At 59.0% G+C, this 12448-nt stretch carries 14 protein-coding genes; 10 read left to right on the top strand and 4 right to left on the bottom strand.

The genetic code is table 11. From position 1 onward, the window contains the following. Window positions 1-165 precede the first annotated feature (165 nt). Genes pcaF through I9184_RS18315 form a run of 7 tightly spaced genes read left to right on the top strand, consistent with a single transcriptional unit; the run spans window position 166 to window position 5754 of the window. Window positions 166-1368 (top strand): 3-oxoadipyl-CoA thiolase, encoded by a 1203-nt coding sequence (pcaF, locus tag I9184_RS18345; RefSeq protein WP_209835370.1) that lies wholly within the window; start codon window positions 166-168, stop codon window positions 1366-1368. Between the two features lie 15 nt (window positions 1369-1383). Beyond that, complete coding sequence (gene paaA / locus I9184_RS18340; protein WP_171118422.1) at window positions 1384-2361, top strand: 1,2-phenylacetyl-CoA epoxidase subunit PaaA; 978 nt, start codon at window positions 1384-1386, stop codon at window positions 2359-2361. A 23-nt stretch (window positions 2362-2384) separates the two neighbouring features. Continuing rightward, window positions 2385-2669, top strand: coding sequence for a 1,2-phenylacetyl-CoA epoxidase subunit PaaB (paaB, locus tag I9184_RS18335; RefSeq protein ID WP_171118424.1), 285 nt, complete (start codon window positions 2385-2387; stop codon window positions 2667-2669). Beyond that, window positions 2669-3427, top strand: a complete 759-nt coding sequence (gene paaC / locus I9184_RS18330) for a 1,2-phenylacetyl-CoA epoxidase subunit PaaC (RefSeq protein ID WP_209835369.1) — start codon at window positions 2669-2671, stop codon at window positions 3425-3427. Before paaB ends, paaC begins: the two co-directional genes overlap by 1 nt. A gap of 6 nt (window positions 3428-3433) precedes the next feature. Next, window positions 3434-3892 (top strand): 1,2-phenylacetyl-CoA epoxidase subunit PaaD, encoded by a 459-nt coding sequence (gene paaD, locus I9184_RS18325; protein WP_171118426.1) that lies wholly within the window; start codon window positions 3434-3436, stop codon window positions 3890-3892. Between the two features lie 13 nt (window positions 3893-3905). Beyond that, the gene (gene paaE / locus I9184_RS18320) at window positions 3906-4979 is read left to right on the top strand and encodes a 1,2-phenylacetyl-CoA epoxidase subunit PaaE (protein WP_209835368.1); all 1074 of its coding nucleotides are present in this window, start codon (window positions 3906-3908) and stop codon (window positions 4977-4979) included. Between the two features lie 13 nt (window positions 4980-4992). After that, window positions 4993-5754, top strand: coding sequence for a Phenylacetic acid catabolic protein (locus I9184_RS18315; RefSeq protein ID WP_171637085.1), 762 nt, complete (start codon window positions 4993-4995; stop codon window positions 5752-5754). A gap of 254 nt (window positions 5755-6008) precedes the next feature. Here I9184_RS18315 and I9184_RS18310 read toward each other — a convergent pair whose 3' ends face one another. Then, the gene (locus tag I9184_RS18310) at window positions 6009-7100 is read right to left on the bottom strand and encodes a zinc ABC transporter substrate-binding protein (RefSeq protein WP_209835367.1); all 1092 of its coding nucleotides are present in this window, start codon (window positions 7098-7100) and stop codon (window positions 6009-6011) included. A gap of 57 nt (window positions 7101-7157) precedes the next feature. Between I9184_RS18310 and I9184_RS18305 the strand changes: the two genes are divergently transcribed. The 3 genes from I9184_RS18305 to I9184_RS18295 are packed head-to-tail and all read left to right on the top strand — an operon-like array spanning window position 7158 to window position 9210. Further along, on the top strand, window positions 7158-7670 hold the full coding sequence (locus I9184_RS18305; protein WP_171119062.1) for a Fur family transcriptional regulator: 513 nt from the start codon (window positions 7158-7160) through the stop codon (window positions 7668-7670). Between the two features lie 2 nt (window positions 7671-7672). Further along, window positions 7673-8413, top strand: a complete 741-nt coding sequence (locus tag I9184_RS18300; RefSeq protein ID WP_171637082.1) for a metal ABC transporter ATP-binding protein — start codon at window positions 7673-7675, stop codon at window positions 8411-8413. Beyond that, on the top strand, window positions 8413-9210 hold the full coding sequence (locus I9184_RS18295; protein WP_171637225.1) for a metal ABC transporter permease: 798 nt from the start codon (window positions 8413-8415) through the stop codon (window positions 9208-9210). Before I9184_RS18300 ends, I9184_RS18295 begins: the two co-directional genes overlap by 1 nt. Before the next feature lie 124 nt (window positions 9211-9334). Here I9184_RS18295 and I9184_RS18290 read toward each other — a convergent pair whose 3' ends face one another. From I9184_RS18290 to I9184_RS18280, 3 genes are read right to left on the bottom strand one after another with little or no spacing between them, the layout of a single operon-like run. After that, window positions 9335-10408 carry a BMP family ABC transporter substrate-binding protein gene (locus I9184_RS18290; protein ID WP_209835366.1) on the bottom strand — a complete coding sequence of 358 codons (1074 nt, stop codon included), beginning with the start codon at window positions 10406-10408 and terminating at the stop codon, window positions 9335-9337. A 31-nt stretch (window positions 10409-10439) separates the two neighbouring features. Further along, on the bottom strand, window positions 10440-11360 hold the full coding sequence (locus I9184_RS18285; RefSeq protein ID WP_171232333.1) for an ABC transporter permease: 921 nt from the start codon (window positions 11358-11360) through the stop codon (window positions 10440-10442). Between the two features lie 3 nt (window positions 11361-11363). Next, entirely contained in the window at window positions 11364-12446 is a 1083-nt protein-coding gene (locus I9184_RS18280) for an ABC transporter permease (protein ID WP_171637078.1), read from the bottom strand. Window positions 12447-12448: the final 2 nt, after the last annotated feature.

Raw genomic sequence — 12448 nt, 5'->3', positions numbered from 1 at the left:
TTTTTGCAGTCAAGAAAACCTCTTTGGTCAGTAGTCACATTTAATGTTACAAGATGTACGGCACACAAGAAGATTGAGTAACATAAGACTTGCATCGAATCAGGGGAGGAATTATTAACCGACCAGACGGTTGATATTGTTCCATGGGAACAGGAGTACTCTAAGATGGACGCTTTCATTTGTGACGCGACGCGCACTCCGATCGGACGCTACGGAGGAGCGCTTTCGACGGTCCGCACAGATGATCTGGCTGCTCTGCCGTTGGCGGCATTGAAGGCGCGCAACCCTCAGGTCGACTGGGCCAGTGTTGACGACGTGATCTATGGCGATGCCAATCAGGCGGGCGAGAGCAACCGAAACGTTGCGCGTATGGCGGCGCTGTTGGCGGGTTTGCCGATTGATGTGCCGGGAACGACGGTGAACCGTCTGTGTGCCAGTGGCATGGATGCCGTGGGAATGGCGGCGCGCGGCATCAAGGCGGGCGACTATGATTTGGCCATTGCGGGTGGCGTGGAAAGCATGTCCCGTGCGCCGTTCGTGATGCCCAAGGCAAGTTCGGCGTTCACCCGCAGCAACGCGGTGTACGACACCACGATCGGATGGCGTTTCGTGAACCCGAAGATGAAGCAGGCATACGGCGTCGATTCCATGCCGCAAACGGCCGACAATGTCGCCGAAGATTATGGTATCAGCCGGGAAGACCAGGATGCCTTTGCCGCGCGCAGCCAGTCCCGCTGGGCCGCCGCGCATGCGGCTGGGGTGTTCAAGGACGAAATCACCCCGGTTTCGGTTCCCCAGCGCAAGGGTGATCCGATTGTCGTTGATACGGACGAGCACCCGCGCCCGGGAACTACGGCAGAAAACCTCGCGGGTCTGAAAGGTGTGAACGGGCCCGACAAAACCGTGACGGCGGGAAATGCGTCCGGTGTGAATGATGGCGCGGCGGCGATCCTGATGGCGAATGAGGCCGCAGCAGCCAAGAACGGCCTGACCCCGATGGCCCGTGTGGTTGGCATGTCGGTTGCGGGTGTTGCGCCACGTGTGATGGGCATCGGCCCGGTGCCGGCCAGCCGCAAGGTGTTGGCCCGCGCAGGGCTGAGCGTGGATCAGATGGACGTGATCGAACTGAACGAGGCGTTTGCGTCTCAGGGCCTTGCCACCTTGCGCGAGCTGGGTCTTCCCGACGACGCGCCCCACGTGAACCCCAACGGTGGCGCAATAGCGCTGGGCCATCCCCTTGGCATGAGCGGTGCGCGTCTTGTGCTGACCGCGGCCTATCAATTGAAACGTACCGGCGGGCGCTATGCCCTGTGCACCATGTGTGTGGGTGTCGGGCAGGGTGCGGCCCTTATACTTGAACGCGTGTAACGGAGGAGACGGGACATGTATGCTCAGATGGTAGAATCCGAAGCGTCGAATGAAGATCCGGACAAGCTTGCTGAATTCCAGGCGCGGATCGACGCGGACATCAAGATCGAGCCAAAGGACTGGATGCCGCACGGGTATCGCAAGACGCTGATCCGTCAGATTGGACAGCACGCTCATTCCGAGATTGTGGGCCAATTGCCGGAAGGCAACTGGATCACGCGCGCGCCGACGCTGGAGCGGAAGGCGATCCTTCTCGCCAAGGTGCAGGACGAGGCCGGGCACGGTCTTTACCTGTATTGTGCCGCCGAAACGTTGGGTGTCAGCCGCGATGAACTGACCGAGATGCTGCTGGATGGCCGCATGAAATATTCGTCGATTTTCAATTACCCGACCTTGAACTGGGCCGATATCGGTGCCGTCGGGTGGCTGGTTGACGGGGCGGCGATCATGAACCAGGTGCCGCTGCAAAGAACGTCCTACGGGCCGTATTCGCGAGCTATGATCCGCATCTGCAAGGAAGAGAGCTTTCACCAGCGTCAGGGTTACGATGCCATTCGCAAGATGGCCGAAGGTACGCCCGAGCAACGCAAGATGGCGCAGGATGCGATGAACCGCTTCTGGTACCCGTCACTGATGATGTTCGGTCCGTCCGACAAGGACTCGGTGCATTCGGCCCAGTCGATGGCGTGGAAGATCAAGATCAACACCAATGACGAGCTGCGCCAGAAATTCGTCGACCAGACCGTGCCGCAGGCTGAATATCTGGGTCTGACAATCCCTGATCCGGATCTGAAGTGGAACGAAGAGCGGGGGCATTACGACTTTACGGAACCCGACTGGTCGGAATTCTTTGACGTGATCAAGGGCAACGGCCCGTGCAACGTGGATCGGCTGGCCGCGCGCAACAAGGCATGGGACGACGGCAAGTGGGTTCGTGACGGGCTGTTGGCCCACGCCCGCAAGAAACAGGCCGGCAATCTGGCTGCTGAATAAGCTTACCCTGAGGAGGATACCCGATGAATACCGAATGGCCCCTGTGGGAAATCTTCATCCGCGGTCAGCATGGGATGAGCCACCGACATGTCGGTTCGCTACATGCCCCTGACGCGGAAATGGCAATCAAGAACGCGCGCGATGTTTACACCCGCCGCAACGAAGGCGTCTCGATCTGGGTGGTCGAAGCCAACAACATCTCGGCTTCGTCGCCCAGCGACAAAGGCCCGCTGTATGAACCAAGCCAAAGCAAAGTGTACCGCCACCCGACTTTCTTCGACATTCCCGATGAAGTGGGGGCAATGTGATGACCCGGGACGAGGCATTTCTGCAATTCCTGCTGCGGATGGGGGACAACACCCTGATCCTCGGCCATCGTGTCAGTGAGTGGTGCGGCCATGCGCCGGTTCTGGAAGAAGACATAGCGCTGGCCAACACCGCGCTGGACCTGATTGGTCAGACCCAGATGTGGCTGGGCCTTGCCGGAGAGGCCGATGGTGGCAAAAGCGCCGACGATCTGGCCTTCCTGCGCGACGCCTGGGATTTCCGCAACGTGTTGCTGGTCGAGGTGCCGAACGGCGATTTCGGCCGTACGCTGATGCGTCAATTCCTGTTCGATGCGTGGCACTCGATCATGCTGGGGCGGCTGATGGCTTCCTCGGACGAGCGGGTCGCGGCAATCGCCGCCAAGGCCAGCAAGGAAGTGACCTACCATCTGGAACGTTCGGGCGACACGGTTGTCGGGCTTGGCGACGGAACCGAGGAAAGTCATGCACGGATGCAGGACGCACTGGATTACCTGTGGCCCTATGTGGGCGAGATGTTTGCCAGCGACGAGGTGGACGCCCAGATGGTCGCCGCAGGGATCGCGCCGAACCCGGCGGATTTGCGAGAGGAATACGACGCTCTGGTTGAGCGGGTCCTCAATCAGGCGACGCTGACCATTCCGGAAAGCCGTTTTGCCCATAAAGGCGGCCGCAACGGGCGCATGCATACCGAACATCTGGGCCATCTGCTGACGCAGATGCAATGGCTGCAACGCGCCTATCCCGGAGCAAAGTGGTAAAAGCGGATGCGGGTCTCGACTGACCAGATATGGAGCTGGCTGGATGCCGTGCCCGATCCCGAAATCCCGGTGATTTCCGTCGTGGATTTGGGCATTGTGCGCGATGTGCGCTGGGACGCTGACACGCTGGTCGTAACCGTCACGCCAACGTATTCCGGTTGCCCGGCGACATCCATCATCAGTATGGATATCGAAACCGCCCTGCGCGATCACGGCATCGGGGATCTGCGCATAGAAACCAGCATTTCACCCGCCTGGACCACCGATTGGCTCAGCGAAAAAGGCCGCGCCAAGCTGGAAGACTATGGAATTGCGCCGCCGCAACCCGCGGGCGGCCCGGATCGCTGTCCCCATTGCGGCAGTAAAGCAGTCGAAAAGGTCAGCCAGTTCGGCTCGACCCCGTGCAAGGCCCATTGGCGCTGCGCGGACTGTCTAGAACCCTTTGACTATTTCAAGTGCATCTGAGGAGGAGCACCGGATGGCACGTTTTCACGACCTGAAAGTCACCGACATCCACAAAACCATCCGCGATGCGGTTGTCGTTACGCTTGAACCCGTTAACGGCGCAGCGGAACAGTTCGACTTCGCCGCCGGCCAGTACCTGACGTTCCGGCGCGAATTCGACGGTGAAGAACTGCGCCGCTCCTACTCCATCTGTGCCGGCAAGGATGACGGTGTTCTTCAGGTTGGCATAAAACGTGTCGAGGGTGGCGCGTTCTCAAGCTGGGCAAATGAAGAGCTCAACATAGGTGACGTCGTGCAGGCGATGCCGCCCATGGGCAATTTCCACGTGCCCATCGATGCGGATGCGGAAAAACAATACCTTGGCTTCGCCGGCGGATCGGGGATCACGCCTGTTCTGTCGATCCTCAAAACCACGTTGGCCCGCGAACCCAAATCCCGATTTACGCTGATCTATGCCAACAAGGGCATCAACACGATCATGTTCCGTGAGGAACTTGAGGATCTGAAAAACCTCTATATGGGTCGGCTGAACGTCATCCACATTCTGGAAACCGACGCGCAGGAGATTGACCTGTTCACCGGTCTGGTAACGCAGGAAAAATGCCGCGAGCTGTTCAAGCACTGGATCGATGTCAAGAATGCAGACACCGCATTCATCTGCGGACCAGAGCCGATGATGCTGGGTATTGCCGCCGCTCTGCGGGAACACGGTCTTGAGGACAGCCAGATCAAGTTCGAACTCTTCGCCAGCGCCCAGCCAGGTCGGGCCAGGCGCAGGGCAGACGCGGCTGACGCAGGCACGCAGGCAAACCAGACCAGTGCTTCGATCACACTGGACGGCGCGACGCAGACCGTCACCTTGCCGAAGGATCAGTCCATTCTGGATGCCGCCCTGGAAAACGCCATGGATGCACCTTACGCCTGCAAGGCCGGGGTCTGTTCAACCTGCCGCTGCCGTGTTCTTGAGGGCGAAGTCGAGATGCTCGCCAACCACGCGCTGGAAGATTACGAGGTCGAAAAAGGTTACGTGCTGAGTTGTCAGGCTTACCCGGTGACCGACCGCGTGGTCGTGGACTACGACCAGTAAAGGGAGAGGATCAATGACCGACGCCATGACACTTGACAGCTATCTGGCCGCAGGCGGAGTGCTGACCAATCCGACCAACGTACCCCCGCGCTACCGCGCCGAGCTGATGAAACTGATGGCTACGTTTGTGGACAGCGAACTCGCAGGTGCCGCAGGCTTTGCTGATGTCATCAACCAGGGCCCCGGCATAAAGGAACGCATCGCGGCGGCGAAGATCGTGCTGGAAAAGACGGACCATGCGGACCGGGTTCTGAAAATCATGGGTGAGTTCGGCGCCGACACGGATCGTTATGCCACGCATCACCCGTGGACTGCCCGGTTGGATCGAAAAGCGGATATCGGCGCAACCCGCAGCGAACATGACATGCGGCTTGCGGTGTTCAATTATCCGATTTCCGGTTGGACTGATGCCGTCGTCATGAACCTGCTGATGAGCCGTGCCGTGGCAGAGCAACTGGCCGAGTTCTCGACGGTCTCTTACCAGCCACTGGCCGAGGCTTTCCGGCGGATTGCACCGATCGAGGCGCATCACGGAGAACTGGCGTTGGAAGGTGCCGTGAAGCTGGCTGAAAACGGAGAGTCGCAAGACATGCAAGACGCAGCGGACTATTGGTGGCCACGCGTAGCGGTGTCTTTCGGGAAGGATGACCCGAAACGATTTGAGCATCTGAGATCACTTGGCCTGCGCCACAGCACCAACGCTGCCCTACGGGAACGGTGGACGCGGGCCGCGGAGGCAGCCCTGAAAAGGTTGGGTTTGAAATCACCTTCCTGAAAGAACTTCTCAAGGCGCGAGACCAATCAGTTTCCGAGGCGATCCGACAAGCACGTTGGTGATTGCGACGTGTTCCTGAAGGTTTGTTTGGTCGCAACACGCTTGGTCGGAAAGGCGGCAGTGCCCGGTTTCCTTGGCACCGCCGTTGAGCATGAAGAGGTTGCCGTTTTTTTCGGTCGCCGAGTTGATCCGCCCCGTCTCCTGAAAGGTTGAACCCGGCCAGTTTCTCAACCTGAGCCGGGTTTGCAACAGGGCTAGAGACACTCGGCCAAGGTTCTCGCCATGTTGAGAATGACTTGCGGGTAGAGATCGGCTCCGGGTTCCAGATCAGAGCCCAGCGGATCGATTACGCCCGTTTTGGCCTCGGTCCCGTCCAGCACGGTTTTGACGATGCCGGGGTTGAACTGCGGCTCGGCGAGAACGCATTTGATACCTTCTTCGCGGATACGGCTTTGAATCTCGGCGATACGAGCCGGGCTCGGGTCCGCGGCGTCGGCGATGGAAATCGCACCTGCGGCCGGAAAGTCAAATGCATCCTCGAAATACTGGTAGGCGTCGTGGAATACGACGAAGCTTCCTCCGCGAACCGGTCCAAGCGTCTCGGCCACTTGTTCAGACAGCGCGGCCATTTCAGCGCGCGCGGCTGTGGCATTGGAAAAATATGCACCAGCATTGTCCGGGTCGGCAGACGACAGCTGCGCGGCGATCAGGTTCAGCCAGGTTTCTGCATTCGTCGGTGAAAGCCACGCATGTGGGTCGTGCGCGCCATGCGCGTGATCATGATGCTCATCGTGCTTTTCGTGATCTGCATGTTCTTCGTGACCGTGATCATCATCCTTGGCGTGGTCGTCGTGATCATGCTCGTGGTCATCATCCTTTGCATGGTCGTCGTGACTATGTTCATGATCATCGTGATCGTGCCCGTCGTCTTCGATGTGCTCATCATCATGATCATGTTCGTCTTCGCTGCCATGATCGTGTGCCTCGAAAACAGCGCTTTCGCGGAACTCCAGAAGAACCGTACCATCCGCGTCAAGAAGGGACGTGACCGTCGCACTGTCGGCAAGGGTTTCGATGGCACTTTCCATCCAAGGTGTTAGGTCTTCTCCTAACCAGAACACCAGATCGGCATCCTGCAATGCGGCCGCCTCGGACGGGCGCAGGTTGTATTCATGGGGCGAGGCACCGGGTGCGACGATCAGGGCCGGTGTTCCGACGCCGTCCATAACCCGGGAAACGAGCGAGTGGATCGGTGCGATATCAACCGCGACGTTCGGAACGTCCGCGATGGCCGTTCCTCCCATCAATGCAACCGTGATCGAAACTGGAAGAAGCTTTCTGGACATCAGACCCTCTGTGTGATTTTATAACGTTACGAGTGGCAATACATGATATGAAATAACATGACAAGCGATACGAATCCTGTCTCTGTCGATGAGGCGGCCCCGGTCGGGTTTCAGGAACATGACCATCAGAGTTGCGTCAAAACTGCGTTGGTATCCGCCGAGGCGCGCTGCAAGGGCGAGGGGCTGCGCCTGACGCCGGTTCGCCGCAAGGTCTTGGAAATGCTGCTGCAAGAGCATCGGGCCCTTGGTGCCTATGCAATTCTTGACCGCCTGCGAGAGGAAGGGTTCGGGTCTCAACCTCCGGTCGCCTATCGGGCGCTTGATTTCCTTGTTCAAAACGGGTTCGTTCACAAGATCGAGCGGCTGAATGCATTTGTTGCCTGCTCTCATCCCGGCGCGTCGCATTCGCCGGCATTCATGATTTGCAGAAAATGCGATGCTGTTGCCGAGGCGCAGTCCACGCCGGCCAAAGGTGTTCTGGGTGCCGCTGCGCGCGCAGCGGGTTTCGAGATCGAGCGAACGGTTGTAGAAGCCGAGGGACTTTGCCCCGACTGCACCGAAAAGGCCTGAAAATGACGCTCGTCTCAGTCGAGAATCTCAGTGTTCGCTATGGTTCAAACATTGTTCTCAGCCATGTGGACATGGCTGTCGAACCCGGCGAGATCGTCACCATCGTCGGGCCGAACGGGTCGGGCAAAACCAGCCTGTTGCGCGCCATCATCGGTGCGACCAGGCCAAGTGCCGGGCATGTATCGCTGAAACCCGGATTGAAGATCGGGTACGTGCCGCAGAAACTGCACGTGGATCCCACGTTGCCAATCTCGGTCGAGAGATTCATGCGACTGACCGACCGTGTCTCCGGCCGTCAGTGCGTCGAGGCATTGGAAAAAGCGGGCGTCCCGGATCTGTTGAAACGTCAGATGTCGCAACTGTCCGGCGGGCAGTTTCAGCGTGTGTTGCTGGCGCGGGCGTTGATCAACCAGCCTGACCTCCTGCTGCTGGATGAGGCAACCCAGGGGCTGGACCAGCGCGGATCGGCGAGTTTCTATCAGCAGATTGAGGCCGTGCGCCGCGAAACCGGATGTGCAATCCTGATGATCAGTCACGAATTGCACGTGGTCATGAGCGCCTCGGACCGGGTGATTTGTCTGAACGGCCATGTGTGCTGTGAAGGATCGCCGGCGGTGGTCGCTTCGGCACCCGAATACCGGGCCTTGTTCGGAACGGGAACAGGCGGTGCGCTTGCCCTGTACCGGCACGAGCATGATCACCACCACGACCATGATGCAGATCCTCAGGAAGCGGCGGAATGATGCTTGACGATTTCATGATGCGTGCAACGCTTGCAGGTATTGGCGTTGCGTTTGCGGCGGCACCTCTTGGATGTTTCGTAGTGTGGCGCCGCATGGCGTATTTCGGTGATGCAACCGCACATGCCGCGATTCTGGGCGTGGCCCTGTCACTGACCTTTCAGATGTCGATCTTCACCGGTGCGCTGGCTGTTGCGTTGATTATGGCGCTGACGGTCACTTTGTTGGCGGGTCGTGGCTATGCGATGGACACGCTGCTGGGGGTTATGGCGCATTCCGCCTTGGCTTTCGGTCTGGTCGCCGTTTCGTTTTTGTCCGGCGTCCGCATTGATTTGATGGCATATCTGTTCGGCGATATTCTTGCGGTATCCCGTTCGGATCTGCTTGTGATCTGGGGCGGCGCGGCGCTTGTCGTGGCGCTGATCGCTTGGCGATGGGCTCAGCTTTTGACGGCCACATTGAATGAGGAACTGGCCTATGCCAGTGGGTTCGACCCGAGGCGGGAACAGTTGATTCTGACTCTGTCTCTGGCGGTAACCGTGGCTGTTGCGATCAAGGTCGTGGGGGTATTGCTGATTGCGGCGATGCTGATCATTCCCGCGGGAGCGGCACGAAATCTGGCCCGATCGCCCGAATCAATGGCGTTGATAGCGGCAGCAATAGGCGCGATTTCCTCAGTTGCGGGGTTACGGGCAGCTTATGTGTTCGATACTCCGGCGGGGCCATCGATTGTCTGCGTCGCCGCAGTCTTGTTTGCCTGTCTCAGCGTGGTGGGGTGGCGAAGGCAGGGCAGGGCGTGATGGATCTGAGCTCGATTGCGCTGACGAGGTAAACTCATTCGTTGTTCGGCACTTCAGGTGCGCACAGCACAAAAAAGGGCCCGCACACGGATTGCGGGCCCTTTCCGTTCCTTAACGATACAGCTTACTGCGGAATTTCGCCTTCCAGCCCTTCGACATAGAAGTTCATGCCTGCCAGCGTGCCGTCGTCAGCGGTTTCGCCTTCAGCCAGCCAGTCGCTGCCGTCCTGCTTCATCAGCGGACCGGTGAACGCGTGATAGCTGCCATCTGCAAGCGCCGCCTTCAGGGCCAGCGCCTCTTCCTTGACATCTGCGGGAACCGCGTCCGAAATCTCGCCGATTTCAACCATTCCTGCTCCGATACCGTCCCAGGTGTTGGAAGACGTCCAGGTCCCGTCCATTACCGCTTTTGTCCGCGCGATGTAATAGGGGGCCCAGTTGTCGATGATCGATGACACACGCGGAAGCGGTGCGTACTCGCTCATGTCCGACGCCTGACCGAAGGTGATCACATTGCCGGCTTCTTGCGCTGCTGCTTGCGGCGCTGTCGAATCGGTGTGTTGCAGGATTACGTCCGCGCCCTGTTCGATCAAAACAGTGGCGGCGTCAGCTTCTTTCGCCGGGTCGAACCATGTGTAGGCCCAGACGATCTTGAACTCGACATCCGGGTTCACCTTCTTGGCGTGGATATAGGCCGAGTTGATGCCGCGGATCACCTCGGGGATCGGGTAGGAGCCGATATAGCCGATGATGTTCGACTTGGTCATTTTACCGGCGATGTGGCCCTGAACCGCGCGACCTTCGTAGAAACGGGCCGAGTAGACCGAGACGTTGTCGGCGGTTTTATAGCCGGTTGCGTGCTCGAACTTCACGTCCGGGAATTTCTTGGCCACGTTGATGGTCGGGTCCATGTAGCCAAACGAGGTGGTAAAGATCAGATCCGCGCCTTCCAGCGCCATCTGGGTCATCACACGCTCGGCATCCGGGCCTTCGGGAACGGATTCAACGAATACGGTTTCAACCTTGTCGCCGAACTCTTTTTCAACGGCCTGCCGGCCCTTGTCATGTTCATAGGTCCAGCCGCCATCGCCGACCGGGCCGACATAGACGAAACCGACCTTGGTCTTGTCTTCGGCCATGGCCCCCGAGGCCAGACCCAGCGCCATGGCGGCGCTCGTCAGAAGTGCAGTGAATTTCATGTGTTACTCCCCAAGTTGGTACTGTTGGCCCCTAGTGTGAGGCATGGAAGGTCCGGCCCAGCGAGGCAGGTGCGCTGCTCTTGTCGGCCGAAAGGATCACAAGCACAAGGATCGTGATGATATAGGGCGACATTGCCAGATACTCGACGGGAATGGCAACGCCTGCCGCCTGCAAATTAAGCTGCAACACGGTAATGCCGCCGAACAAATAGGCACCCAGCAGGACACGCCACGGCTTCCAGCTTGCAAAGACAACAAGGGCCAATGCGATCCAGCCGACACCGGCGGTCATGCCCTCGGTCCACTGCGGCACGCGGATCAGGCTGATATAGGCCCCGCCCAGACCAGCGCAGGCGCCGCCAAACATGATGGCCAGAATGCGGATCTTGATCACCTTGTAGCCCAGCGCATGCGCGGCATCGTGGTTTTCACCGACTGCCCGCAGGATCAGGCCAAGACGGGTGTATTTCAGCACCGCCCAGACGGCCGCCGTGATTGCGATGCCCACGTACAGGATCGGGTCATGTTGAAACAGGATCGGACCGACAACCGGAATATCGCTGATCAGCGGAATATGGATGTCGCCCATACTGGGGGGTTTGATCCCCACATAGCTTTGCCCCATCAACGCGCTGAACCCCAGACCAAACAGGGTCAGTGCCAGACCACTGGCCACCTGATTGGCCAGCGCAAACTGCGTGAGCAAGACGAACAGCAGCGATAGAACAGCGCCGCCGATCGCAGCAGCAACAAAGCCCAGCCAGGGCGAGCCGGTCTCGACCGAAATCGCGAAGCCGCTGATCGCACCAACAATCATCATGCCTTCGACGCCGAGGTTCAGAACGCCTGCTTTCTCAACGACCAGCTCTCCGATCGCGGCAAGCAGCAAGGGGGTCGCGGCCACCATCAGTGAAGCGACCAGAAGTACGGGATTGATTTCACCAAGGTCCATGGGTCACGCCACCTCGTTACGGGCCGCACGGATGCGGTAGTTGGTCAATAGGTCGAAGGCCAGCAGGAAGAACAGCAGCATGCCCTGGAACACCTGAATGGCAGCGGCAGGCAGGCCCAGCTGAGACTGCGCGATTTCACCACCGATATAGGTCAGCGCCATCAGTCCACCGGCCAGCAGAATGCCCACAGGGTGCAGACGGCCCAAAAAAGCCACGATGATGGCAGTGAAACCGTAGCCCACGTTGAAATCGATGCTGACCACGCCTGAAGGGCCGGAAACCTCGAACATGCCTGCAAGTCCTGCAAGCGCGCCGGACAAACCCAGACAGAACAGGATCAACCGGGCCGGGTTCACACCCGCAAATTTCGCGGCGCGCGGTGCTTCACCGGTCAGGCGGATGTGAAAGCCCAGCATGTGCCGGTTCAGCAGGACATAGGCAAAGATCACTGCGATCAACGCGGTCACAACACCCCAGTGCATGCCGGAACCTGCGATCAACTCGGCATTGTGCGCACTGTCATAGGATTGCAGATTGCGGGACCCCGGAAAGCCGAACCCTTCGGGGTTCTTCAGCAAACCCAGAGAAACCGAGGCCAGCATCTGCTCGGCCACGTAGACCAGCATCAACGAGACGAGAATTTCGTTGGTGCCGAAACGCACCTTCAGGAAGGCGGGGATCATCGCCCACAACCAGCCGCCGAAGGCGCCGGCAATCACCATGATCGGAAAGATATAGAAGGCGTCCAAAGGGTAAAAGGCCAGCCCGGCACCCGCCCCGAAGATGGCGCCCATGATATACTGTCCCTCGGCCCCGATGTTCCAGATGCCTGCACGAAAGCCCAGCGACAGACCGATGGCGATAAGCACCAGCGGAGCGCCTTTCACCAGCAGCTGCGGGCGGTAATAAAAGGCGAATTCACCAAAAAGAGGTTCCCAGAAGATGGTGCCGATGGCCTCAACCGGATTCTTGCCCAGTATGGCGAACAGTACTCCGCCAAAAAACATCGTCGCCAAAACTGCAATCAACGGCGTCGCATAAGACCAGACCCTGGAAGGCTGAGGACGTTTCTCCAGCACAATCATCA

Origin of the sequence: Ruegeria sp. HKCCE3926 (assembly GCF_017872515.1) — a bacterium.
Classification (GTDB): Bacteria; Pseudomonadota; Alphaproteobacteria; order Rhodobacterales; family Rhodobacteraceae; genus Ruegeria.
Note: the sequence above shows the minus strand (reverse complement) of the source record. Positions and strands in the feature narration are given on the sequence as shown.

Bases quoted from the DNA above. Each gene is read 5' to 3' on its own strand.
- I9184_RS18295 (WP_171637225.1), top strand. From the start codon at position 8,413: ATGCTTGACGATTTCATGATGCGTGCAACGCTTGCAGGTATTGGCGTT.
- paaB (WP_171118424.1), top strand. From the start codon at position 2,385: ATGAATACCGAATGGCCCCTGTGGGAAATCTTCATCCGCGGTCAGCAT.
- I9184_RS18300 (WP_171637082.1), top strand. From the start codon at position 7,673: ATGACGCTCGTCTCAGTCGAGAATCTCAGTGTTCGCTATGGTTCAAAC.
- I9184_RS18290 (WP_209835366.1), bottom strand. From the start codon at position 10,408: ATGAAATTCACTGCACTTCTGACGAGCGCCGCCATGGCGCTGGGTCTG.
- paaE (WP_209835368.1), top strand. From the start codon at position 3,906: ATGGCACGTTTTCACGACCTGAAAGTCACCGACATCCACAAAACCATC.
- I9184_RS18285 (WP_171232333.1), bottom strand. From the start codon at position 11,360: ATGGACCTTGGTGAAATCAATCCCGTACTTCTGGTCGCTTCACTGATG.
- paaA (WP_171118422.1), top strand. From the start codon at position 1,384: ATGTATGCTCAGATGGTAGAATCCGAAGCGTCGAATGAAGATCCGGAC.
- I9184_RS18305 (WP_171119062.1), top strand. From the start codon at position 7,158: ATGACAAGCGATACGAATCCTGTCTCTGTCGATGAGGCGGCCCCGGTC.
- I9184_RS18315 (WP_171637085.1), top strand. From the start codon at position 4,993: ATGACCGACGCCATGACACTTGACAGCTATCTGGCCGCAGGCGGAGTG.
- paaD (WP_171118426.1), top strand. From the start codon at position 3,434: ATGCGGGTCTCGACTGACCAGATATGGAGCTGGCTGGATGCCGTGCCC.
- paaC (WP_209835369.1), top strand. From the start codon at position 2,669: ATGACCCGGGACGAGGCATTTCTGCAATTCCTGCTGCGGATGGGGGAC.
- pcaF (WP_209835370.1), top strand. From the start codon at position 166: ATGGACGCTTTCATTTGTGACGCGACGCGCACTCCGATCGGACGCTAC.
- I9184_RS18310 (WP_209835367.1), bottom strand. From the start codon at position 7,100: ATGTCCAGAAAGCTTCTTCCAGTTTCGATCACGGTTGCATTGATGGGA.
- I9184_RS18280 (WP_171637078.1), bottom strand. From the start codon at position 12,446: ATGATTGTGCTGGAGAAACGTCCTCAGCCTTCCAGGGTCTGGTCTTAT.